The organism is Streptomyces sp. NPDC052107 (assembly GCF_040680215.1).
GTDB lineage: Bacteria > Actinomycetota > Actinomycetes > Streptomycetales > Streptomycetaceae > Streptomyces.
In genome coordinates this window covers 1-22,445 of record NZ_JBFAWG010000086.1, presented here as the reverse complement: position 1 = coordinate 22,445, position 22,445 = coordinate 1, and the positions used below count along the sequence as shown (strand labels likewise).

Annotated in this window: 16 protein-coding genes and 1 pseudogene; 6 read left to right on the top strand and 11 right to left on the bottom strand. The window is 69.8% G+C overall.

All coding sequences use genetic code 11. From position 1 onward, the window contains the following. Positions 1 to 84 precede the first annotated feature (84 nt). Positions 85 to 789 (bottom strand): BTAD domain-containing putative transcriptional regulator, encoded by a 705-nt coding sequence (locus tag AB0M27_RS39710; protein WP_365729672.1) that lies wholly within the window; start codon positions 787 to 789, stop codon positions 85 to 87. A gap of 132 nt (positions 790 to 921) precedes the next feature. On the opposite strand from AB0M27_RS39710, the gene AB0M27_RS39705 reads away from it, so the two are divergent. Further along, the gene (locus tag AB0M27_RS39705; protein ID WP_365729671.1) at positions 922 to 1,635 is read left to right on the top strand and encodes a transcriptional regulator; all 714 of its coding nucleotides are present in this window, start codon (positions 922 to 924) and stop codon (positions 1,633 to 1,635) included. A gap of 31 nt (positions 1,636 to 1,666) precedes the next feature. Then, positions 1,667 to 2,218, top strand: a complete 552-nt coding sequence (locus tag AB0M27_RS39700; protein ID WP_365729669.1) for a DUF3291 domain-containing protein — start codon at positions 1,667 to 1,669, stop codon at positions 2,216 to 2,218. Between the two features lie 388 nt (positions 2,219 to 2,606). Here AB0M27_RS39700 and AB0M27_RS39695 read toward each other — a convergent pair whose 3' ends face one another. The 4 genes from AB0M27_RS39695 to AB0M27_RS39680 all read right to left on the bottom strand — a co-directional run bounded on the left by AB0M27_RS39695 (position 2,607) and on the right by AB0M27_RS39680 (position 7,892). Continuing rightward, positions 2,607 to 3,692, bottom strand: a complete 1,086-nt coding sequence (locus tag AB0M27_RS39695) for a sulfite oxidase (protein ID WP_365729667.1) — start codon at positions 3,690 to 3,692, stop codon at positions 2,607 to 2,609. 489 nt (positions 3,693 to 4,181) lie between these two features. Beyond that, positions 4,182 to 6,389, bottom strand: coding sequence for a xanthine dehydrogenase family protein molybdopterin-binding subunit (locus tag AB0M27_RS39690; RefSeq protein ID WP_365729665.1), 2,208 nt, complete (start codon positions 6,387 to 6,389; stop codon positions 4,182 to 4,184). Continuing rightward, positions 6,386 to 7,375: a xanthine dehydrogenase family protein subunit M gene (locus AB0M27_RS39685; protein WP_365729663.1), complete on the bottom strand. Its 990-nt coding sequence runs from the start codon at positions 7,373 to 7,375 to the stop codon at positions 6,386 to 6,388. The genes AB0M27_RS39690 and AB0M27_RS39685 overlap by 4 nt, the downstream gene beginning before the upstream one ends. Next, positions 7,362 to 7,892: a (2Fe-2S)-binding protein gene (locus AB0M27_RS39680; protein WP_365729661.1), complete on the bottom strand. Its 531-nt coding sequence runs from the start codon at positions 7,890 to 7,892 to the stop codon at positions 7,362 to 7,364. The genes AB0M27_RS39685 and AB0M27_RS39680 overlap by 14 nt, the downstream gene beginning before the upstream one ends. A gap of 379 nt (positions 7,893 to 8,271) precedes the next feature. Between AB0M27_RS39680 and AB0M27_RS39675 the strand changes: the two genes are divergently transcribed. Beyond that, a complete protein-coding gene (locus tag AB0M27_RS39675) occupies positions 8,272 to 9,294 on the top strand; it encodes a LuxR C-terminal-related transcriptional regulator (RefSeq protein ID WP_365729659.1) in 1,023 nt (340 codons plus the stop codon). Here AB0M27_RS39675 and AB0M27_RS39670 read toward each other — a convergent pair. Further along, positions 9,284 to 11,278, bottom strand: a complete 1,995-nt coding sequence (locus tag AB0M27_RS39670; protein WP_365729657.1) for a hypothetical protein — start codon at positions 11,276 to 11,278, stop codon at positions 9,284 to 9,286. The genes AB0M27_RS39675 and AB0M27_RS39670 overlap by 11 nt on opposite strands. A 225-nt stretch (positions 11,279 to 11,503) precedes the next feature. Further along, complete coding sequence (locus AB0M27_RS39665; protein ID WP_365729655.1) at positions 11,504 to 12,112, bottom strand: DJ-1/PfpI family protein; 609 nt, start codon at positions 12,110 to 12,112, stop codon at positions 11,504 to 11,506. A 589-nt stretch (positions 12,113 to 12,701) separates the two neighbouring features. Between AB0M27_RS39665 and AB0M27_RS39660 the strand changes: the two genes are divergently transcribed. Next, entirely contained in the window at positions 12,702 to 13,235 is a 534-nt protein-coding gene (locus AB0M27_RS39660; RefSeq protein WP_365729653.1) for a MarR family winged helix-turn-helix transcriptional regulator, read from the top strand. 91 nt (positions 13,236 to 13,326) lie between these two features. On the opposite strand, the gene AB0M27_RS39655 is transcribed toward AB0M27_RS39660, so the two are convergent. Further along, positions 13,327 to 16,947, bottom strand: a complete 3,621-nt coding sequence (locus AB0M27_RS39655; RefSeq protein WP_365729651.1) for a hydantoinase B/oxoprolinase family protein — start codon at positions 16,945 to 16,947, stop codon at positions 13,327 to 13,329. Positions 16,948 to 17,226: 279 nt separating this feature from the next. Here AB0M27_RS39655 and AB0M27_RS39650 point away from each other — a divergent pair, with 279 nt between their 5' ends. Further along, on the top strand, positions 17,227 to 17,493 hold the full coding sequence (locus AB0M27_RS39650; protein ID WP_365729649.1) for a hypothetical protein: 267 nt from the start codon (positions 17,227 to 17,229) through the stop codon (positions 17,491 to 17,493). 94 nt (positions 17,494 to 17,587) lie between these two features. On the opposite strand, the gene AB0M27_RS39645 is transcribed toward AB0M27_RS39650, so the two are convergent. The 3 genes and pseudogenes from AB0M27_RS39645 to AB0M27_RS39635 form a co-directional block, all read right to left on the bottom strand. After that, on the bottom strand, positions 17,588 to 19,660 hold the full coding sequence (locus tag AB0M27_RS39645; protein WP_365729647.1) for a SpoIIE family protein phosphatase: 2,073 nt from the start codon (positions 19,658 to 19,660) through the stop codon (positions 17,588 to 17,590). Positions 19,661 to 20,094: 434 nt separating this feature from the next. Next, positions 20,095 to 20,208, bottom strand: a pseudogene (locus AB0M27_RS39640) (IS5/IS1182 family transposase); the annotation flags it as partial. A 391-nt stretch (positions 20,209 to 20,599) separates the two neighbouring features. Next, positions 20,600 to 20,956, bottom strand: a complete 357-nt coding sequence (locus AB0M27_RS39635) for a hypothetical protein (RefSeq protein WP_365729645.1) — start codon at positions 20,954 to 20,956, stop codon at positions 20,600 to 20,602. A 794-nt stretch (positions 20,957 to 21,750) separates the two neighbouring features. Between AB0M27_RS39635 and AB0M27_RS39630 the strand changes: the two genes are divergently transcribed. Further along, positions 21,751 to 22,269: a DDE-type integrase/transposase/recombinase gene (locus tag AB0M27_RS39630; protein WP_365729643.1), complete on the top strand. Its 519-nt coding sequence runs from the start codon at positions 21,751 to 21,753 to the stop codon at positions 22,267 to 22,269. Positions 22,270 to 22,445: the final 176 nt, after the last annotated feature.

Here is a 22,445-nt window from a genome sequence, read left to right as displayed (position 1 = left end):
AAAGCGGGCGACCAGGACATCCAAAACCGTTCGGGATGCCCGCAGTGACCAGGTATGGGTCCAAGACTCACTACTGCTCACTGATTAGGAACGGTCCGCTCCGGCTTCCCGCTGGAGCGCGTCGCGCAATCGCTCGTATGCCGCCAGAGCCTCCCGGCGCCGCCCGGCGTCGGCCAGTGTCCGCATCAGCGCCCGGTGGCCGGGCTCGTCCAAGGGTTCCCTGGCGGCCAGCGACCGCAGTACGTCGAGGGCCTCGGCCCTACGGTGATCGCGTTCGAGCGTTTCGGCCAGTTCCAGATCCAGGACCGTCCGTCGCCTCCGAAGCGCCTCGGCCGCTTCGGTGACCCAGGCCTCGTAACGGTCCTCGGGCAGCAGCTCACCCTCGGCCAGAGCGAGTGCCGCACGACAGTCCGCTTCCGTGCCGCTGCTCATGGCCTGCCGTATCGCCGCGTCGAGTTCGTCGACGTCGATCCGAACGCCGCCGCCGAGTCCGAGCAGCACCATGTCATCGCGCAGTACGACGATGTCGTCCGGCGTCCCCGCGGAGGCCAGGGCACGGCGCACGGCATGCAGAACCTGGTGCAAGTTGTTCGACGCCGCTCCCCGGTCGAGGTCCGGCCAGAGCAGGTCGTAGATCTTCTCCCGGTGCATCCGATGACCCGGCGACAGGCAGAGCACCTTCACAAGACTCCGGGCCTTGCGCAGCCGCCACGCCCCGGCGGCGACCGGACGGTCCCCGACCGTCACGTAAAACCCGCCGAGGAGCCGGATACGTACGCCATCGGCCATGGCTGCTGCCCTCACGAGCAGGCTACCGCGCGACCGTGTTCCAGGGTGTGTGAGCGCCTGTGGCCGCCTTGGTCCTGGGCGGTGCCGTTCGCCCTTTCTATCTCCGACCTGTGTTGTATCTAGAATGGTCGGGTGGAGGATATCGATGCGATCGCGGTGTTGCAGGATCCGGTGCGGCGCCGCCTGTACGAGTACGTGGTGACGCAGGGTCGTGAGGTCGGCCGCAACGAGGCTGCCGAGGCGGCCGGGGTGGCGCGTACGCTCGCTGCGCATCATCTGGACAGACTGGCCGAGGCCGGGCTGTTGGAGACCGGTAGTCGCCGCCTGACGGGCCGTTCGGGGCCGGGGGCGGGTCGTCCCGCGAAGGTGTACACGCGGGCGCGGGCCGAGCGGTCGGTGGCGCTGCCCGCCCGTGACTACCGAACCGCCGCGGAGCTGCTCGCCGAGGCCGCCGAGCAGGCCGGGCTGGACGCCGGGCTCTGCGCGGCCGCGCGCCGCCGGGGCGAGGCCCTGCGTGGATCGGCGGCGCCCTGCGGCGGCCTCGAAGAGGTCATGGAGATGCTGGCCGCCCGCGGCTACGAGCCGTATCTGGAAGGCGTTGAAGACGCAGAGGACGTCCGAGCCGAAGCCGCCGAAGGGGCGGCCGAGCCGGCCGTGCGGGTCGTCCGTATGCGCAACTGTCCCTTCCACGCCGTCGCGGAACGCTTTCCGCCGCTTGTCTGCGGCATGAATCTCGCGCTGCTGGAGGGGCTGCTCGGCCAGGACGGTCCCGTGCGTGCGCGCATGGACGCCCGGCCGGGGGAGTGCTGCGTGGTGGTCGAGACTTCTAAAAACAATCCTGATTGACATAGAAAGGGGGTGGTGCTGAGATGTGGCCATGACCGCATCCACGCACGCCGCCCACCTGGCCCAGCTCAACATCGCCACGCTCCGTCACCCCCTCGACGATCCGCGCATGGCGCCGTTCGTCGAGATGCTCGACCCGGTCAACGCCGCCGCCGACGGCGCGCCCGGCTTCGTGTGGCGGCTCGTGGAGGAAGGGTCGGCCGACGCCACCGGCCTGCGGCCGGCGGGCGAGGACGTCATCGTCAACCTGACGGTGTGGCAGAGCCAGGAGGCCTTGTGGGACTTCACCTACCGCAGCGGACATCTGGAGGTCGTGCGGCGGCGCCGCGAGTGGTTCGAGCGGCACGCCACGGCGCACCTGGTGCTGTGGTGGGTTCCCGCCGGTCATCTCCCGACCGTCGCGGAGGCCATGGAAAGGCTGGCGGACCTGCGGGCGCACGGGCCGTCTCCGCGTGCCTTCACCTTCGCCTCCTCCTACACCGCCGCCGAGGCCGCCCAGCATCTTCAGCCCGTGCCGCCGCCGCAGTCTCGGCAGGCCGCCCGGACCGCGTGGCAGGCGACGGCCGGGGAGGCGGCGTTGTAGTGTGGCGCGCCGGTTCAGGGGCCACCACGGAGGAACCGCTTGAGACTGGGAGCCGAGGCCGACCTCACCCGTGACCAGTTCGCACGGTCACCCCTCCCGCGGCTGCCGAAGCTGCCGTTCGTGTCGCGGGGCACCTGCTGCGAGGCCGGATCTGAGGCGTAGGCCACTGCGCCGTGATCTGACATGCCCGGGACCCGTCACCGGTTGTGCCGCGATGTGACGGGTTTCCGGGGCGCGTCCCTGTCCTGAACCGCGTGCTCACTACCCCGTTTCGACGCCAATCGCGGCCATCGTGCTGCGTCAAGGGGGCCCTCGAAGTTGAGCGGTGCGGAGGTGTCCGCGGGTTCGTCGGCGTGCCGTCGGGATCTGCGGCCTGGCCGCCCGGCTTTCAGCGGTCGCAGGTGACGTGGAGGCGGGCCCAGGCGTTGTTGGCGTAGCCCTTGGGGTTCCAGACCGTCGCTGGGGACTCGGGCTGTACGGCTGCGGTGGAGTCCCAGGCGCGGGCGAGGAGTTCTGCGTCCCCGGCCGGGAGGGTGAGCGTGGCGCGCCAGTGCTGCCACGTCCATGGGTTGTCCGGTGCGTTCAGATCGGCGTGGACCCACGTGGTGCCTCCGTCGGGGGACACGTCCACGCGTGTCACCGTGCGGTCGTCGCCGGCGAAGGCCACGCCGGTGATCTCGGTAGGTCCGGACGGCAGTTGGGCGCCTTTGCCGGGCCGCAGGATCGCGATGTGAATCACGACCGGCCCGAGCGTGATGCCGTCGCCCGGTCCTGCCTTGTGGGGGTCGGCCTCGGGAGGCAGGATGCTGTATTCCCACTGGAAGTAGTTGTCGGACGGTTCGGTCTGTGCGGTGATGCGCTGGAGCCATTTGACGCTGCGGGCGCCGAAGTAGCCCGGGACGACGGCACGCAGCGGGGCGCCGTGCGCGACGGGAAGAGCCTGATCGTTCATCGCCCAGGCCAGGAGCACCTCGCTGGAGGTGGCCTTCGCCGCTGGTATGGATGCGCCGAAGGGCTGTGGCGGGTCGGCGTCCTGTGACACGTCGGCACCGGTGAAGGCGATGTGGGCCGCTTCTGCCTGCAGCCCTGCCTCGGTCAGTACATCCGCCAGGCTCACACCGGTCCACCATGCCGTGGAGATGGCTCCGGGGCCCCAGGGGACCTGGCCGGGTATGTCGCGGAACTCCACGAGGTCGGCGCGGCGGTTGCCTGCGCACTGCAAAGTGGCGAGCACTTTCCGTTCGGGGAAGCGGCGCCGCAGTTCGTCCAGTGACAATTCCAGCGGGCGGTCGACCATGCCGTCCACCCGTAGCCGCCAGCTCGCCCCGTCCACGCGCGGGATCGGGGCATGGTTGCGGCCATAGAAGGTGTCCAGAGGGGTGACCGGGTCCATGAGCGCGCCAGGAGGTGGTTCAGCGTTGTAGGGCTCGGTCTGGTGCACGATCATGTCGTCCCGTTTATCCCATATGCTCATATCATCACTATGCTCGAAGTCCTTCTAAGTGGCACTTTCGATCCCGCTAGGTTTCGGCGACAGCGACAGAATGCGCATCGCCGCGGCCTCCAGCGGGAGAGCGAGTTCAAGACCCGCCAAGGGAGTGACCCCTCCGGCGCGGCCCTTGCCGGGGACCATCGGGGACAGGGAGAGGGCGCCGTTTGCACGTCTGGGGCCGAGCATGGGCCGCCCCGCGCGGCGATCCAGCGCGGCGGCATAGCCCGACGCCGTGCCGGCGTACGCGCCCATCGGCGTTCTCCGGTGGCTGCCGGGACCGCGTCACCCCGCCGTCATCGTCGGCTGGTGCTTGATCCACTGCGCATCACACAGTGGAATGACCTCGACCTAACCGAACGGGGCGTTGACGGGCGGTTCAAGCATCAGGGGCGACGCGTATGGCACGCGCGGGACCTGCCAAAACCGACGAGACGCCCGGCTACGACAAGACAACGCCGCTTCGACGGCGACTCACAGCATGGCGTCCAGTGTGATCGGCAGCTCGCGGATGCGCTTGCCGGTGGCGTGGTGCACGGCGTTGGCGATCGCGGGCGCGATGCCGACCAGGCCGACCTCGCCGACACCCTTGGTGCCGGTGGCGGTACCGCGATCCGGCTCGCCGACGAAGACCACGTCCAGGTCCGGGACATCGGCGTTGACCGCGACCAGGTAGTCGGCGAACGTGCCGTTGGCGATGCGCCCCGTGCGCGGGTCGGTGACCGTGTCCTCGAACAGGGCCATGCCGATGCCGCCGATCGTCCCGCCGATGATCTGGCTCCTCGCGGTCTTCTCGTTGAGGATGCGGCCACCGTCGATCGCGGAGACCACCCGTGCCACCCGGATGAGGCCGAGATCCGCGTCGACCCGGACCTCCACGAACTTCGCGCCGTACGCGCCGGCGAGGGACATGCCCAGCTCGGTGGCGACCGGCGGTGTGCTGTTGCCGTTAGCCGTGAGTTCGGACAGCCCGTGCCGGGCGAGGATGCCGGCGTACGACTCTCCGAGGTCCGGGCGGCCCGCAGGGTGCACCCTGCCGTCGGTGCACTCCACGTCGTCCGGGGAGCAGCCCAGCAGGGGCGAGTCGGTGTCGCCGCACGCGAGTTCGGCGAAGGAGCGGACCAGTCGCCGGCAGGCGTCGTGTACGGCGTTGCCCAGCGCGCCGGTGAGGCCGGAGCCGCCCGCCATCGTCGAGTTGGGCATGTCGGAGTCGCCCAGGTCGAAGCGGACCAGATCCAGGGGCAGTCCAAGTTCGTCTGCGGCCAGCTGGGCCATCACCGTGTAGGTGCCGGTGCCGATGTCCGTCGCCGCACTGCGCGCCAACGCGCTACCGTCGCTGTTGATGGTGGCCTGCGCCGAACACGGCTGCCCGAAATAGGGGAACCACGCGCTCGCCATGCCATAGCCGACGAGCCAGTTGCCGTCTCTCATGGAGCGCGGCTCGGGGGTCCGGTCGGACCAGCCGAAGCGTCGCGCACCGACCTCGTAGCACTCCAGGAGCGCCTTGCCTGACCAGGGCAGCCCGTTGCGCGGGTCGACGTCGGTGTGATTGCGCAGCCGCAGTTCCAGCGGATCCATGTGCAGGTGGCAGGCCAGTTCGTCGAGCGCCGACTCCAACGCGAAGTTGCCCTGCGCCTCGGCCGGGGCGCGCATCGACATCGGCACGGCGATGTTGAGACGGGCCTGACGGTCCTGCGTGATCACGTTGGGGCACCGGTAGGCATAGGCGCTTCCCGACGCGAACGGCTCATAGTCGGTGCCCTCCATGCTCAGGGAGCTGAGGCTGCGGTGGTCCAGAGCGACCAGCTCGCCGTCACGCGTGGCACCGACACTCAGCCACTGCACCCCGCTGGGCCGGTGCCCGACGGAGGTGAACATCTGCGGCCGGGTCAGCACCAGCTTGACGGGTCGCTTGATCATTCGTGCGGCCATCGCGGTCAGGGTCACGTGCGGCCACGCGCGCAGCCCGGCGCCGAAGCCCCCGCCGACGTAGGGCACCAGGACCCGTACCGAACTTTCAGGGATGCCGAAGACCATGGCCAGGGTCGTGCGCACCATCGACGGCCACTGGCTGGTGTCGTGGATGGTAAGGGTGTCGCCCTCCCACACGGCCAGGGTGGCGAACAGCCCCAGCGGGTTGTTGGTGTTGTCGGACGTGGTGTAGGTGGCCCGGAGGGTCACCTCGGCGGACTCCAGCGCTGCGGCGGTGTCGCCGCGCGCGGTGTCCGTCTCCCACGGATCGATGAGCTGTTCGGCCCGCGCGTCATGGAGGTCCAGCAATGGCTCCGTGGCCTCGTAGTCGGCCCGCACCAGGCGCGCCGCGGCGGTGGCCTGCTCCGGAGTCTCGGCCACGACGAAGGCGATGTGCTGCCCGTGGTGAAGGATCCGGTCGTTCCGCAACGGTGCAGGGAGCGACGGCCCGATGGCCGTCACGGGACCCGTCCGCACCTTCGGGATGTTCTCGTGGGTGAGGACTGTGATCACGCCGGGGGCGGCTTCGGCGGCGTCGGTGTGCATGCGGACGATCCGGCCCGCGGCGACGGTGCTCTGCACCAGGGCACCGTAGGACTGACCGGGGACGCTGAAGTCCATCGGGTACGGGGCGGTGCCGGTGACCTTGCGCGGGCCGTCGACCCGGTTGACGCCCGCGCCGACCCGCGGCCTGCTTTCCACGGTGCTCATGTGGTCACTCCTGAGACGGTCTGCAGCTCGCGCACCAGGGTGCGCCGGGCGAGCGGCACCTTGAACGCCGTTCCGGGGACGGTGAAGGCGTCGCGCATGGTCGTCTCGGCCGCGTCCTGAAACGTGGCCGTCGTGGCGGACGCGCCGGTCAGCACGTGCTCGGCCTCGTAGGCCCGCCAGGGTTTCGTGCCCACGCCGCCGAGGCCGACCCGGGCCTGACGGATGGTGCCGGCCTCCACGACGAGCAGCACCGCGGCCGAGGTGAGCGCGAACTCGTACGATGCCCGGTCGCGGACCTTGAGGTAGCCCGACCGGGCGGCCGGCGGCGGGAGCGGGATCTCCACCTCGGTGATCAGTTCGGCGTGCTCCAGGACGTTCTCGCGCTGCGGGCTCTCGTCGGCCGTCAGGTAGAAGTCCGTCAGCGGCACGGTGCGGGCCTTGGACAGCCCCTGGATGTGCACGACCGCGTCGAGCGCCACCAGGGCGACGGCCAGGTCGGACGCGTGCAGCGCGATGCACCGCTCGCTCGCGCCGAGCACGGCGTGCATACGTGCCGCGCCCTGCACCGCGGCACAGCCGGAACCCGGCGTGCGCTTGTTGCATTCGCCAACCGTGGGGTCGCGGAAGTAGCGGCAGCGGGTGCGCTGCAGCAGGTTGCCGCCGATGGTGGCCATGTTGCGCAGCTGCACCGACGCGCCCTGCAGGAGGGACTCGCGCACCAAGGGCAGGCGCTCGGTCACCGTGGCGTCGGCGGCCAGTTCCTCCATGGTGGCCAGGGCCCCCACGTGGAGGGCCTCGCCGCGTCGTTCGATGCCGTGCAGCGGGAGCCGGGTGATGTCGATCAGCCGCGGCGGCTCCAGGACTCCGTCCTTCATCAGGTCGAGCTGTGTCGTACCGCCCGCGAGGCAGGACGCCGCCGGATCCTCCGCCAGCAACCGCACCGCCTCGCGGGTGTCGGTGGCCCGGACGTAGTCAAAGGCGCGCATCGTGACCTCCCCGGGAGGCCGCCTCGCGGATCGCGGCGACGATGTTGGGATAGGCACCGCACCGGCACAGATTTCCGCTCATGAACTCCCGGATCTCCTCGTCCGAGCCGGCCCGGCCTTCGGCCATGAGCGCCACCGCGGACATGATCTGCCCCGGCGTGCAGAAGCCGCACTGGAAGGCGTCGTGGTGCATGAACGCCTGCTGCACCGGGTGCGGACCGTCGGCGTCGGCGATGCCCTCGATGGTGGTGATCGCCCGGCCCTCCGCCTGCGCCGCCAGGGTCAGGCAGGCCAGCACCCTGCGGCCGTCCAGGAGGACGGTGCAGGCGCCACAGGCGCCCTGGTCACAGCCCTTCTTGGTACCCACCAGGCCCAGCCGGTCCCGCAGGGCGTCGAGCAAGGTGACCCGCGTGTCCATCCGCAGGGCGTACGGCCGTCCGTTCACCGTGAGCGTCATGACCCGTTCCGGGGCCACAGGCCGCTCACCCACGTCCCGCCTGCTCGCCACGTCCGTCATCGCGTCCTCCTCGGGACGGTCGCACACGGCTCCAGCCCCACACGCGGGCAGACCCGATGAGCCGATTCGACAGCTTTGGGAAGATTGACCACTTCGTTTCACGATATAAGGCAAAGGGATGATCGGCATGCGGTCCGATCGCGAGATCCTCGGGGCGCTCGGGCGACCTCAGCCTCGCCGTGCGACCCCGCTGACGATGCTCCCCGCACGACCCCGTCACCCGCGTGGGAGAGCACCCACTGGCTGCCCGGCCCCTGGCGCCGCCCGAGCGCACTGTGTGGGCGATCCTTGGTCTGGCTGTGTGCTCCCGTCGAGCGCAGTCGTCGGCACTTCGCCTACCAACCCACAGGCAGGCAACGAACGGACAGGGTGAGCAAGCGTGCTTGAAGTTCTGGGCGTCAGCGGTGACGAGGAGCGGGTCTACCGCGTGCTCGTGGCGGGACACAGGTCCGGCCCGCAGGAGATTGCGGCTCGACTCGGCATGTCGGTCTCCGACGTGGAGCCGCTGCTGACGGCCTTGCTGGACAAGCGGCTGGTCAGCCGGACGCGGGCAGACCAGTTCGTGCCGGCTCCGCCGGATGTCGCACTCGGCCCGCTGCTGGTGGACGGCCAGGCGGAGTTGGAGCGGGCCCGGGCGACTGTGGGCCAGTTGGCGGAGCAGTACCGCACGAACGTCCGTCGGCGTGACTCCGCCCAGCTCGTCGAGGTGCTCACCGGTGCGGAGGCGATCCGGCAGCAGGCCCTCAGTCTGCAGCGCGACGCCCGCGAGGAAATGCTGTGGTTCTGCCGCCAGGAGCCGATAGCCCTGACCGCGGCGGACAACGACGAGGAGTTCCGGGCACTGGCGCGGGGCGTGCGTTTCAAAGTGATCTACGAGGCGTCCTTGCTGGACGGGCCGGGCGCATGGGTCGGCCTGGAGGAAGGGATGCGGATGGGGGAGAAGGCTCGGGTGCTTCCGTCGCTGCCGGTCCGCCTGGCCATCGCGGACCGGTCAGTGGCGCTGTGCCCACTGGGAGAGGAGGCAACAGGAGAACCCACGGCCGCGCTCGTGCGCGGCACGAGCCTCCTGGTGGCCCTCATCTCCCTGTTCGAGAGCCACTGGGAGCGGGCCACCCCGATACACATCGACGAGGCCGCAGACAGCGACCTCAGCGCGGAGGACAGACAGTTGCTGTCCATGCTCATCGGCGGAGTGAGTGACAAGGCGATCGCCAAGCAGATGAGCGTCAGCTCGCGGACGGTGCAGCGGCGGGTGCAGGATCTGATGACCCGGAGCGGGGCCCGGGGCCGGATGCAGTTGGCCTGGCAGGCCTGCAGGCTCGGCTGGCTGGACAACGCCACCGGGTCCGCCCCGCCGCAGCAGGGCGGGAAGGACCCGGCGGCCGCGTCGGCTACGGCCTGAGGGACCGGGAGCCGACGGCGAGTCGGTACACGCCGCTGCGCCCGGTTCCCGCGAAGAGCCACTGCCCGTCCGCGGAGACCAGAACCGAGCGCACATCCCGGTCGGGCAGCCCCGCGGAGATGTCCGCCCAGCGGGCGCCGCCGTCGGTGCTGCGGACCACTCCCCGGCCCGGACCGTCCGCCGCGTCGCCGGACACGGCGAACACGGTCCCGTCCGGGGCGAACGTCACGTCGCTGTAGGTCGCGGAAGGTTGGCCGAACGCGTCATCGAACGATGTGCCGCCATCGTGACTGACCTTGATGAGGTGGTCGCCGACCGCCACCACGTGTGCCGGGTCCTTCGGGTCGACCGCGACTCGTTCCACGTCTCCCGCGAACACCTTGGTCACGGTCGCGCCGCCGTCGCGGCTCCGATACAGCCCGGTGAAATCTCCGATCCACAGGGAGCCGTCCGTACGCGGATCCACAGCGACCGACCGGACGCCGGACAACCCGGGCAGATAGTGCGGCTGGAGAGTGCTACCGCCGTCGGTGCTGGAGTAGACGCCGGTGAACATGACGGAGGCACCGATGTAGAGACGCGAGGGGTGCCGTGGGTCGACAGCCAGGGACCGTGACTCCCCGTCGGCGAACGTCAGGGTCTGCCAGTGGGCCCCGCGGTCGCTCGACTGTTCCAGAGCGATGCAGGAGTCCGGGCAGTACGCGTCGCGCACTCGGAGCATTCCGTTCGGCACGGCGGCCAGGGCGCCGATGGTGTTGCCCAGGGTGTCGGGCGAGTGCCCCGTCCAGCCCCAGTCCTGATAGCCGGCTGGCAGATGGCGGGACAGCGGCGAAGCTGAGCTGTAACTGCCGGTGCCGGTGCCGGCGACGAGTACCGGCCCGCTCTGGGCCAGCGCGTCGACCGCGGTGGCAGGTACTCCGATGCGCTGGAAGTGGGTCGAGTCGCGCGTGGTGAAGACCCCGGCTGTACCGGTGACCACTTCCTGATGCGGGCGATCCGGAAAGCTGCCGAGGTCGGAGTACAGATCGACGGCCGGGGTGGCCTCCGGCCGAGCTGTCCAGGTCTGCCCCTGATCGGAACTGAGCCACACATTCTTCCGGGCCATGGGGCCGTCGGCGCTCGCCTGAAGTGTCTGCACATGGATCTCGCCGGCCGCCACCGCGCTGAAGACCACGGTGTCCGTGCCCCACGGACCGGTCAGCGTCCGCCAGGTCCTGCCATAGTCCTGGGACACGACCGCACTACCGTCCCTGAGCGGCGAGGCCACGACCAGACCACCGTGCGCGGACAGATGGGTGGTGAAGATGCTGCCCGGAAGGGGAAGCTTCCGCGCTGTCCGCGGATTCCGCAGCGCATCCTCGATCAGGTAGAGCCCGTCCCCGGTCCCCACGACCAGGTTGCCGCCGCTGAACGCGAGGCGACGCGCCGCGCCGGGGGATCCGGGCAGCAACCTCCACTTCACGCCCCCGTCCACGCTCGCGTACACCCCGGCCGCACCCGCCGCGAACAACTGTCGCCCCGAAGGCGAGACGACGATGTCGGCGAGCGCCGTCTGCGTGTCCAGCACCGGGTGAAACGTCTCCGCGCCATCGTCGCTGCGCAGCACATACCCGTGGTCACCGCCGGAAGCGTTGGCCGTCACCCAGACGACGTCCGGATTGCCGGGGTCGGCCGCCACACGCACACCGACCGCACCCGGCATGCCCAGCCAGCCCGGCTGACGCCAGGTGAGGCCGTGATCATCGCTGCGGAAGACGCTGTACCCGGCGTCCGGCAGCACATACAGCCGGGATGGCGCCGCCCGTGTGAACGCGAGATATCCGCCGCTCGAGTCGGGGCCCATGGACTGCCAGTGCCCTGCCGTCGTGGCACGCGGCGCGGTCCCCACGGGCTGGGCAGCCGCGGCGGACGAGGCGGTCGCGGCAACGAGGACTGTGCTCACACTCGCTGCGAGGACGACCTGGAGAAGAGATCGCGAATTCATGGCAGCAGCGTTGAGTACGGCACGTCCACTGTCACCGCCCTGACGGTGTCCGAAGTGCGACACGACGCAAGTTCGTCAGGCGGTACAGCCCAGCCGGCGGAATCTCGATCGATATCACCGATGCGCGGACTGTGCCCCGCTGCCGTGTGCCTGGCACCCCCGCAGGTGCTCCCTCGCCATCTACGGCTCGCCGGTAGACGCCCTGAGAAGTCTGACCGCGGGGCGTCAGCGCTGGACGAGCCGGCCGGTGTGGGTGGCACGCATGGCGCGCTCGACGGTCTCCTGGTTCTCGCCGACCGGAGCCACGTAGCCGATCACGTCACGCGCTGCGTTCTCCCCGAGCATTCGGGTGATCACCCACGCGGCGAGATACTGGGACGCCAGGCAACCGCCCGCCGTGGCGATGTTCCCCTCGGCGTGGAACGGCGCGTCCAGCACGGTGACGCCGCAGGCTTCGACATGGGATCGGCTCTTCAGGTCCGTGCAAGCAGGCATGCCGGTCAGCAGACCGAGACGCGCCAGCACCAGCGCGCCGGAGCACTGTGATCCGATCAGCTGGCGCGAGGGGTCGAGTGGCAACGTGGACAGCAGCCGGTCGTCGGCGACCACGTCGCGTGTCTTCACGCCGCTGCCGATCAGCACGGCGTCGGCCCCGGTCACGAACTCCATCGGGCGCTGCCCGGTCACCTCGACGCCGTTCATCGACGTGACCACGGGCGTCGGCGTAGTGATGAAGGCCTGCAAGCCGTCCTTCCGGCACCGGTTGATCAGCGCGGACGCGATGAAGCTGTCGAGCTCGTTGAACCCGTCGAAGGTGACCACGGCTACCTGCATGACAACCCTTTCATACGGCGTGACAGCACCGGATCGGATCGGATCTGATCGGATGCGGGCCCGGCTCCATGAGGACATTGTCGAGCCACCACGACGGCTCGTGGTCCGTATGCCGTAAGAGCGCGTCCCGGACGACGGGCAGCGCCCACCGCCTTCTCGCACGGTCCTTGGGCCGCCACTTCGACCCCTACGCCGCCCAGTTCTCCCAGGCGAGGACAGCCGCTCCCACCTGGTTCCGGCAACACCTTGCCTGAAACCGCACAGGCCAACCCGCTGCCCGATCCGGCTGCGCGAGTGCCGACCAGGAAGGCCCGCCGGGGGCGAAGCACGCAGCTTCGCGCTCACGCGTCCGCGGTGCCTTCGGACACCACTCGATTCAGACCGCCCCGGCACCCGCAGTGACATCGACATCGGCCGACACCACATCAGCATGCGCCGCACCGCACTCAGCAGAGAAGTCTCCAACTGGGGTCCCGCCCCACACGGCACCCGCCTATGCCTGCATGCGTCTGCGATACCCGGCGCGGGTAGAGCCGATGCGGCGTGCCGCTGGGCCGTTTCCGGGTACGCCCCGGACTACCCTTGTGCCATGGCCGTGCAGCCTGATACCGAGGTTGCCTCGTTGTCTCCCGGTCCGGTCGCAGGGGAGCCGAAGGCCCGGCTGCTCACTGAGGCGGTGACCCGGCTGCGGCGTGCGCTGCGCTCCTCGATCCGCACCGACTACCCGTGGGAGACCCTGCCCATGGCGCAGGTCGAGTTGCTGCAGGTGCTCAGTGAACACTCGCCGGCACGGGTCAGCGACATGGGCGCCCGTCTATGCCTGGCGCAGAGTACGGTCAGCGGGCTGATCGGCCGGATGATCGCCGCCGGGTTGGTCACACGTGACGTGGACCCGGCCGATCACCGTGTCGCCGTCGTATCCCTCACCCATGCGGGACAGGAGAGGCTCGCCGCTTGGACCGCGGCTCATGAACGCCGCATCGACGCGGCCATCGCCGCGCTCGACGACAGCGCCCGGATGGCTATCGAGGACGCATTGCCCGCCCTGTTCCAGCTGGCCGAGCGCCTCGGCGAACCGACCCCCGGGGGATTGACGGAAACCAGCACCCACATCGGCCTGTGACTCGGGCCAGCACCTGAGCGGTGACCGGTTCCATGAACGCTGTGACCGCTGGTGGAATCCAGTGGTGGAGAACCAAGCCGTCGTGCGCTCGTCAGTCCGTGGGCGGGATGCCGTCGGCAGGTCCATAGCCGCCCCCGCCGGGGGTGCGGATCACCAGGAGGTCGCCCCTCGTGACGTCCGCCGTGTCGCAGCCGCGCAGCCGATGGGTGCTGCCGTCGGCGCGTTCGATCAGGTTCTCGCCGAGGGCGCCGGGCTCGCCGCCGGCCATGCCGTAGGGCGGGATGCGGCGGTGACCGGAGACGACCGCGACCGTCATCGGCTCGGCGAACCGGATCCGGCGCTCCACTCCGCACCCGCCATGCCGACGGCCGTCGCCGCCGCTGCCCGCGCGGATGCGGAACTCCTCCACACGCACTGGGTATCGCCACTCCAGGATCTCGGGGTCGGTCAGGCGGGAGTTGGTCATGTGGGTCTGTACGGCATCCGCGCCGTCGAAGCCCTCGCCCGCGCCGGCGCCAGAGGCCACGGTCTCGTAGTACTGGAAGCGATCGTTGCCGAAGGAGACGTTGTTCATCGTGCCGGAGCCCTCGGCCTGGGCGCCGAGGACGGCGTACAGGGCGCCGGTGACGGCCTGGGAGGTTTCGACGTTTCCGGCGACCGTGGCGGCCGGGTAGGCGGGGGAGAGCATGGAGCCGGCGGGGATGCGCACGTCCAGGGGCTTCAGACAGCCGCTGTTGAGCGGGATGTCGTCGGCGACGAGGGTGCGGAAGACGTACAGCACGGCCGCCATGACGACGGAGGTGGGTGCGTTCAGATTGCCGGGCTGCTGGGGTGAGGTACCGGTGAAGTCCAGCACGGCGCTGCGCTGTTCGCGGTCGATGTGCAGGGCGACCTGGATGACGGCGCCGTTGTCGGTCTCGTAGCGGTGCTCGCCGTCGTCCAGGGTGGCGATGATGCGGCGTACGCATTCCTCGGCGTTGTCCTGGACGTGACGCATGTAGGCGTGGACGACATCGAGGCCGAACTGGTCGATGACGCGGCGCAGTTCGTGGATGCCCTTCTCGTTGGCGGCGATCTGCGCACGCAGGTCGGCGAGGTTGGTGTCCGGATCCCGTGAGGGATGGCGGGCCCTGGTGAGCAGCTGGCGGGTCTCGTCCTCGCGGAAGTGTCCGTCGCGCATCAGCAGCCAGTTGTCGAACAGCACGCCCTCCTCGTCGATGACGGTGCTGAATGCGGGCATGGATCCGGGGCTGATGCCGCCGATCTCGGCGTGGTGGCCGCGCGAGGCGACCAGGAAGAGGAGCCGCTCGCCCGTCTCGTCGAAGACCGGGGTGACGACGGTGATGTCGGGCAGGTGGGTGCCGCCGTGGTACGGGTCGTTGATCGCGTAGACGTCGCCGGGGCGGATCGAGCCCTGGTTGCGGCGCAGGACCTCCTTGATGGACTCGCCCATGGAGCCCAGATGTACGGGGATGTGGGGCGCGTTGGCGATGAGGCTGCCGTCGGGGGCGAAGAGCGCGCAGGAGAAGTCGAGGCGCTCCTTGATGTTGACCGAGTGGGCGGTGCTCTCCAGCCGTACACCCATCTGCTCGGCGATGGACATGAACAGGTTGTTGAAGACCTCCAGCATCACCGGGTCGACGGTGGTGCCGACCGCCGTACGGGACGGGCGGGGACGGGAGCGGGTGAGGACGAGGTCACCGTGCTCGTCGGCCGCGGCCCGCCAGCCGGGGTCGACGACCGTGGTCGCATCCGCCTCGGCGATGATCGCCGGGCCCTCTACGCTGTCGCCGAGGCGCAGGTCCCGGCGTCGGTACAGCCGGGTGGGCTGCCATCGGTCCTCGGTGAACATCCGTACGGCGTCGGCCGGTTGCAGTGCCCCGGTCTGCGGCGGCGGCACGGCCGGCGCGGCGGTGCGCGGGCCGGAGGAACCGGTGGCCTCGACCTCGATGGCCTCGACGACCAGCGGCTTGCCGATGGTGAAGCCGTAGCGGTCGCGGTGGTCGTGTTCGAAGTGGGCCCGCATGTTCTCGGCTGGGCCCAGCGGCACGGGCAACGAGAAGTCGGTGCCCTCGTAACGCAGCAGAACGCGGGCGGCCGTGCGGACGGTGGCGTCCGGCACGCCGTCCTCGCGCAGCTGGGTGCGTGCCCGCTCCTCCAGCTCCACGCGGACGGCCTCGACGCGGGCTGCCGTCTCCGGCCGGTCGAGGGCGGCCTCGATGGAGCGTTCGCGCAGCGCGACCGCGTCCGCCACCCCGATGCCGTACGCGGACAGCACCCCGGCGAGCGGCGGGATCAGGACGGTGTCGATCCCGAGCCGGTCGGCGACCGCGCAGGCGTGCTGGCCGCCCGCGCCACCGAAGGCGACCAGCGCGTAGCGGGTGATGTCGCGGCCGCGCTGCACGGAGATCCTCTTCACCGCGTTCGCGATGTTGAGCACGGCGATGTCGAGGAATCCCGCAGCGACCTCCTCCGGGCTTCGGCGCCGCCCGGTCGCGGCGGCGGTCTCCTCTGCCAGCTCGGTGAAGCGGGCACGGACCGCGGCCTCGTCCAGCGGCCGGTCACCGTCCTTACCGAACACCCGGGGAAAGAAGGCGGGTTGGATGCGGCCCAGCATAACATTGGCATCGGTGACGGTCAGCGGACCGCCGCGCCGGTAGCAGACCGGGCCGGGGTCGGCGCCGGCCGAGTCCGGACCGACGCGATAGCGCATCCCGTCGAAGTGCAGGATCGAGCCACCGCCCGCGGCTACGGTGTGGATGTCGGTCATCGGCGCCCGCATCCGCACTCCGGCCACCTGGGTGCTCAGGACCCGTTCGATCTCGCCCGCGTAGTGGGACACGTCGGTCGAGGTGCCGCCCATGTCGAAGCCGATCGCCCTGACATGGCCCGCGCCCGTGGCGGCGCGCGCCATGCCCACGACCCCACCCGCCGGCCCGGACAGCACGGCGTCCTTGCCCCTGAAACGGCCCGCCGCGCGCAGGCCGCCTCCGGACTGCATGAACATCAGTCGCACACCGTTCAGCTCAGCGGCCACCTGGTCCACATAACGGCGCAGGATGGGGGAGAGGTAGGCGTCGACCACGGTCGTGTCGCCCCGCGGTACCAGCTTGATCAGCGGGCTGACCTCGTGCGAGCAGCTGACCTGCCGATAGCCGATGGCGCGGGCCGCGTCGGCGACTGCCGCCTCGTGCGCGGAATGGCGGTAGCCGTGCAGGAAGACCACCGCGGCGCTGCGGAACCCGTCCGCGTACGCCGCGGCCAGCGCCTCGCGCGCGGCGTCCAGGTCGAGCGGACGGACGAGTTCGCCGTGTGCGCCCACCCGCTCCTCCACCTCGATCACCCGGTCGTACAGGGCCTCCGGAAGCAGGATCCGCCGGTCGAAGATGCGGGGGCGGTTCTGGTAGGCGATGCGCAGGGCGTCCCTGAAGCCCCGGGTGACGACCAGAACGGTCGGCTCGCCGGTGTGTGTCAACAGCGCGTTGGTGGCGACGGTGGTGCCCATCTTCACCACCTCGATCCGGTCGCCCGGAATCGGCTCGTCCTCCCCCAGGCCCAGCATCTGACGGATCCCGGCGACCGCCGCATCCCGGTACGCCTCCGGCTGCTCCGACAGCAGCTTCCGGCTGACCACCTCGGAATCCGGCGTCACCGCAACGACATCGGTGAAAGTGCCACCACGGTCGATCCAGAACTGCCAGCGACCAGCCATGCACCCATTGTGCGCCCTGTACCTGATCCACCGCAGAGCCTCCTGGTGCCCATGGGCGTGGACCAGGGCAGGGCTCGAACCTGTGTCGGGCCGGTGAAGCGCCGGCCACTCCACCGTCCGAGCTGCCTCGTCATGCAAGCCGGGGCCTCACGAAAACCGAATGCCGGCCGGCAAGCCCGGTTGCTAGCAGCCCCGTCGACGGGGCTGCTGAGCATGGACGCGTGACGAATCCTGGCCGACTTCGACTTCCACCGCGCCACAGGCGCCACCTGGGACATCGTGGAGGAGGCCAACCGGTGCATCGACGCCACGCGGCCCTGGGAGCTGGCCCGGGCGGAACGCCACGGCAATGCCGCTGCGGGCGAACGCCTCGACGCGGTCCTGTCCACCCTGGTTGCGGCGTGCCGTGTCCTCGCCGAGGAGCTGCGGCCCTTCATCCCTGACGCCGCGGCCCGGATCGCGGCGCAGGTGACGTCCGTCGACGGGAGCCTGCCGCCCACGACCCCGCTGTTCCTCCGGCTCCAAGAAGCTACGCCGCATGCGTGACGCCCTGGGCCACACGGCATCGGCTGGACCTGCGTGAACATCCTCAGCCGGTACCGGGCCACCGCCCCGTTCACCGACCGCGGTCTGTCGCTGATCAACTGGTTTGTACCTGGGCGATGAGCAGGGCGACGTCGTCGTGACTGGCGGGGTGCCGGAGCTGTTGCAGGAGCCGGCCGCAGGTCTCCTCCGCGGAGCGGTACGGCACGGACAGCTGGCGCAGCAGGTCGTTGAGGCGCTCGTCGATGGGATCGTTGCGGGTTTCGACCAGCCCGTCGGTGTACAGGACGAGCTGGTCACCGGGCTCCAGGTCGAGGGTGGTCGTCTCGAAGGGAACGCCGCCGACTCCGAGCGGAGTGCCGGTGGGTAGATCGAGGAGTTCCGGTGGTCTGCCGGCCCGGATGAGGACCGGCGGCAGGTGACCGGCCGAGGCCAGCTGCAACCGGCCACGGTGGGGGTCGTAGACCGCGTAGACACAGGTGGCGATGTACGGGTCCAAACCGTGCGTGATCTTGTCGAGGTGGGCGAGGATCCGCGAGGGTTCGAGGCCGAGGTCGGCGAGGGTGGAGGTCGCGGTACGCAGGCGGCCCATGGCGGTGGCGGCCGGGATGCCGCTGCCCATGACGTCGCCCACGGCGAGCGCGGTGCGGTCACCGTCCAGGGCGATGACGTCGTACCAGTCGCCGCCGACCTCGCTAAAAGCCTGCGCGGGCCGGTATCGTGCGGCAACCTCCAGACCGGGGTGCTGGGGCGAGAGCTGCGGGAGCAGGCTGCGCTGGAGGGTTTCGGCGGCGCTGCGGATGTGCTGGTGCAGGACTGCGTTGTCGATGCTCAGCGCGGCGGTCGAGGCGAGTTCGCAGGCGATGGCGAGATCGTCCTCGTCGAAGGGCAGGGGATTGCGGGCACGGGCCAGTCCCATGACGCCGATGAGTTCTTCCCGGGCGATGAGCGGGACCGCCATGTCCGTGTGCACCCCGGCATGGGCGAGCAGGCGGGCGGCCTGGGAGTCGGCGGCGATCCGGGCGTGGTCGCCGCTGCCCAGGTGGGTGATCAGGTAGGGCTCGCGGGTGCGGACGCAGTGGGCCGCCGGGTGGTCGGCGTGGTAGGAGGCGAGCCGGCCGGGCGGAACGATTGCCTGAGCCGCGTCCGTGGGATAGGCGGTCTTCACCGCCAGAGCGCGGAACAATGGAAGGCCCTCGCCGAGCTCTGGGCGGCCTGTCTGCAGGACGGAGTCCAACAGGTCCACCGCGACCATGTCGGCCAGGCCCGGCACGACGACATCGGCCAGTTCCTGCGCGGTCCGTTCCACCTCCAAGGTGGTGCCGATACGGGCGGAGCCATTGGCCATCAGACGCAGGCGCTGCTGGGCCCGGTCGGCCTTCCTGGCTTCTCGGTACCGGTCGGTGACGTCCACCACCACGTTGGCGATGCCCAGCACGTCCGCGTGGTGGTCCTCCAGCCGGTAGATCGACACCGTCCAGGCGTGGTCGTCGTCCGGGACGGCGCAGGTACGGCCCGTCACCTGCTGCTCGATGACGGGAACGCCGCTCCGCAGGACCTGCCGCATCGTGCTTTCCGCGGCCCGGAACGACGCGCCGGGCAGGATGTCGCGAAAGCGGCGGCCGATGTGGTCGGCCATGGAGACGCCGTGCATCTTCGCCAGGGCCGGGTTGACGGCCAGGTAGCGCAGGTCGGTGTCGAGGACGGCCAGCCCTATCGGGGCTTGGCTGACCAGCCGGGTGGACAGTGCCACCTTGCGTTCCACGTGCCGCAGCGTGGCCCGGTCGATGGCGAGCCCGAGGGCGTAGTGGTCGCCGGCGTTGTCGGTCAGCCGCATGTTGCGGAATTCGACCATGCGGGTGGTGCCGTCCTTGTGCCGGATCGGGAACGCCCCCGCCCAATCGCGGCCGGTCCCCATCACCTCGGCGAACAGTGTGATCGCCGCCTCGCGGTGTTCGGGGCGCAGCAGCAGCGGCGCCGCGTACTGCCCGGCCGCCTCGCCGCGGGTGTAGCCGAACAGCTCTTCGGCCTGCGGACTCCACATGTCGATCCGGCCGTCGGCCTCCAGGAGCACCGCGGCGACGCCCAGCAGGTCCATCAGCCCGCTCGGAGCCGACGTGACGTCCTGCGGACGGCCTTCTCGCTTCGGGTGCTGTTCTGCTCGGCGCATCACTGGTTCCTTCCACCTGCCACTCTCACCGCGTACCCCGCCTGAGCACGCCAGGCAGGCCAAGCAGCCCTTAGTCGGCCGGCGGCGGATCTGTCCAGCAGGCGACACGGAATCATCGGCAGCCGGGAATCACGCCCGGGAGGTGCTGCCCGCCGTCTCGATGAACCCGAGGTCGATGATCAGCACGCCATCCGATCCGAGCCGCTCAGCGCGCACGCACGGACGTCGTCGCGTAGATCGTCCGAGTCCCTTGCGTACCGCCTGCCCCAGTAAGCCATGGACTTGGTCCTGCATCCGCCACCGCAGATCCGCCCGCGCGAACACCGACTCCAACTCCGCTTGCTTCACCCGACTTCGGCCATTCCGTCCATCCGTTGGTCTTGCGTGGCCCTCCCCGGGTTCGGCCGGAGAGGGAAACGCGTCCTTGTCGTGGAGGTGACGCCGTTGCGGTTGCCGCTGGTCAGCGGCACCGCGAGCTTGATGCCGTGGCCGTCGGTGGGGATGTGGTGCTTGTTGCCCGACCGTGCGCGGTCGGCCGGGCAGGGACCGGGTTTGGGCTCCTACGGGCCGCCCGCGCGTGGGGGAGTCGGTCACCGCCGGCGACCAATCCAGCTTCTTCGCCACACGGGTGCGTCCGCGGTGGGACCAGGTGTGCGCGGTCGGCGGCGTCATCGAGAACCCTGGCCCGTATTCGAAAACCAGCCAGACCTCGAGCGCGCCCGAGTCATGCCACGGTCGGCCTCGTCTCCTTCATCCAGCTGGCGATCACGCTTCGTCCCGCTCAATGGCGCGGCGGGCTGGCAGCTGATACGACTGCTGGGGGGCCGAAGACCGCAAGGAACGGTCTTCGGCCCCCCAGCGGGGTGTGGCGGCCGTGCCGGCTATGACGACGCAGAGGGGGTGGTTGCCCTCCGCGTCATAGCACAGCCTCCAAGGTGGCTAGCGGTGGCCGAGGTAGGCGTCGTGATCCCCGTGCCGGTCGCCGTACCAGCCGTGGTGCCAGCCGTGGTCCCGATCCCAGCCCCGGTGCCAGCCCCAATCCCGGACCCAACCCCGGTACCGGTCCCAGTGCCAACCCCCGTCCCGGTCCCGGTCCCGGTCCCGGTCCCAACGGTCCCGGTCGCCGAAGCGACCGTCGTGGTCATGGCCGCTCCACTGGCTGTGCGAGTAACTCCTCCCGTTGTCGCGGTCATGGTCGGTTCCGGCGGCCAGGGCTGGCATGGCGGCCGCGCCGACGAGGGCGCCCGAAGCCACACAGGTGGCGATCAGGCGGATCGTCGTACGAGAAACAGACATGAATCTGTCACCTCACGTTCGTGCATGCACACCGACCTGGTCGGGGCCGGTGTGCAATCCGACATTCTCGGCTCGGTGCCGAGGCCCCACACTGTGGCCCTCTGCGGCGACATGAGAGGAATGAACTGGTTCGTGTTACAAAGCACGGATATATCTGTAACTCTCGCTTGTATGGACCATAGATGCTGGATCGAGCCCGGGTGCCGGCCCTGCCCCAGCTCCGAATCACGTTGCGAGCAGGAAAAAAGGAGCTGACCGGCCCGTGACACTCTTGGTGGTCTCGCTGCCTCAATTCCTTCGAATGGCCGAACGGCTTTTGTAACTTTGGGGGGCCTCTGTTCGGGTGAGCCGTTGCGGCCTGCGCTGATCGCCTGGTTCCCCGCGCCGCGGGGTGTTCCGATGCCAAATCCCGGAAGCAGGTTGAGACGTCGCCGTCCCCGCCGACGCAGGGCGGTCCGCCTGGCCTGGTAGATGAGAGCGGGCAACGGTTGTGAGTCCCTGGGGCTGGGCGCCGGCACCCGCTGGAAGACGGAAATGGTGGTCCGGCGTGGGTATGACTCACTTTCCGGATCCGTCGGGCTCAGGAGCTCGTGCCGGAGGCCGACTTCGTCAGGGCCGACGCAACCTCGGAGACTTCCCGCACGGATCTTTCGATGCCGTGGTGTCCCTCTACGCCCTGATTCACATTCCGCAGGAGGAGCGGCTTCCCCTCCTGGCGAAGATCGGGACCGTCAGGTCGAACTGGTCGAGGTCCGTGACCAGAGGCAGGCCCGCGCGAGGGATGACCGGCTCCGGTGATCATCACCATCGCGGACCCGGCCGCCGCCAGGGCCCTGGACCTCCTGGATCGTGCCTTCGTCGCCCCGGCCCCCAACCGCACCTGGGGAGCCGACTTCACTCACGTCGCCGCCTGGGCGGGCGTCGTCTACGTCTCCTTCGTCGTGGACACCTTCTCCCGCCGCATCGTCGGCTGGTCCGCCTCGATGTCGAAAGAGACCCAACTCGCCCTGGAGGTACTGGACATGGGCCTGTGGCAATGCGACCGGGAAGGCCGCCCACCCGCCCCCGGCGAGCTGGTTCATCACTCGGATGCACGTCGTTCCGCCTGGCCGAACACCTCGATGCCGTCCGGATCGCGGCCTCCATCGGCTCGGTCGGCGACCCGTATCAACGCCCTCATGGAGTCGACGATCGGCCTGTACAAGACCGAGGTCATCAAACCGATGCGGCCGTGGAAGACGCTCGCACACGTCGAACTCGCCACGCCGAGTGGGTCGACTGGTACAACCACCGTCGGCTCCACGGTGAGATAGGGCACAGCTTGCCCACCGAGTAGGAAGCCAACTACTCACCGAGCAGCCACGAAACCCCAGCTCATAGCCACCAATTGAGACCTCTACCGAACCCGGGGTGCCTCTGTGTCTTGTCAAGCCGCCTGGTCGGGAAGGGACTTGGCTCTTCGTTCGTCGGCGATCATGACGCGCCACAC

Coding starts and splice junctions, on each gene's coding strand:
- AB0M27_RS39665 (WP_365729655.1), bottom strand. CDS start 12,112: ATGCAGGTAGCCGTGGTCACCTTCGACGGGTTCAACGAGCTCGACAGC.
- AB0M27_RS39690 (WP_365729665.1), bottom strand. CDS start 6,389: ATGAGCACCGTGGAAAGCAGGCCGCGGGTCGGCGCGGGCGTCAACCGG.
- AB0M27_RS39635 (WP_365729645.1), bottom strand. CDS start 20,956: ATGTCTGTTTCTCGTACGACGATCCGCCTGATCGCCACCTGTGTGGCT.
- AB0M27_RS39655 (WP_365729651.1), bottom strand. CDS start 16,947: ATGGCTGGTCGCTGGCAGTTCTGGATCGACCGTGGTGGCACTTTCACC.
- AB0M27_RS39660 (WP_365729653.1), top strand. CDS start 12,702: ATGGCCGTGCAGCCTGATACCGAGGTTGCCTCGTTGTCTCCCGGTCCG.
- AB0M27_RS39700 (WP_365729669.1), top strand. CDS start 1,667: ATGACCGCATCCACGCACGCCGCCCACCTGGCCCAGCTCAACATCGCC.
- AB0M27_RS39645 (WP_365729647.1), bottom strand. CDS start 19,660: ATGCGCCGAGCAGAACAGCACCCGAAGCGAGAAGGCCGTCCGCAGGAC.
- AB0M27_RS39680 (WP_365729661.1), bottom strand. CDS start 7,892: ATGACGGACGTGGCGAGCAGGCGGGACGTGGGTGAGCGGCCTGTGGCC.
- AB0M27_RS39685 (WP_365729663.1), bottom strand. CDS start 7,375: ATGCGCGCCTTTGACTACGTCCGGGCCACCGACACCCGCGAGGCGGTG.
- AB0M27_RS39710 (WP_365729672.1), bottom strand. CDS start 789: ATGGCCGATGGCGTACGTATCCGGCTCCTCGGCGGGTTTTACGTGACG.
- AB0M27_RS39670 (WP_365729657.1), bottom strand. CDS start 11,278: ATGAATTCGCGATCTCTTCTCCAGGTCGTCCTCGCAGCGAGTGTGAGC.
- AB0M27_RS39695 (WP_365729667.1), bottom strand. CDS start 3,692: ATGAGCATATGGGATAAACGGGACGACATGATCGTGCACCAGACCGAG.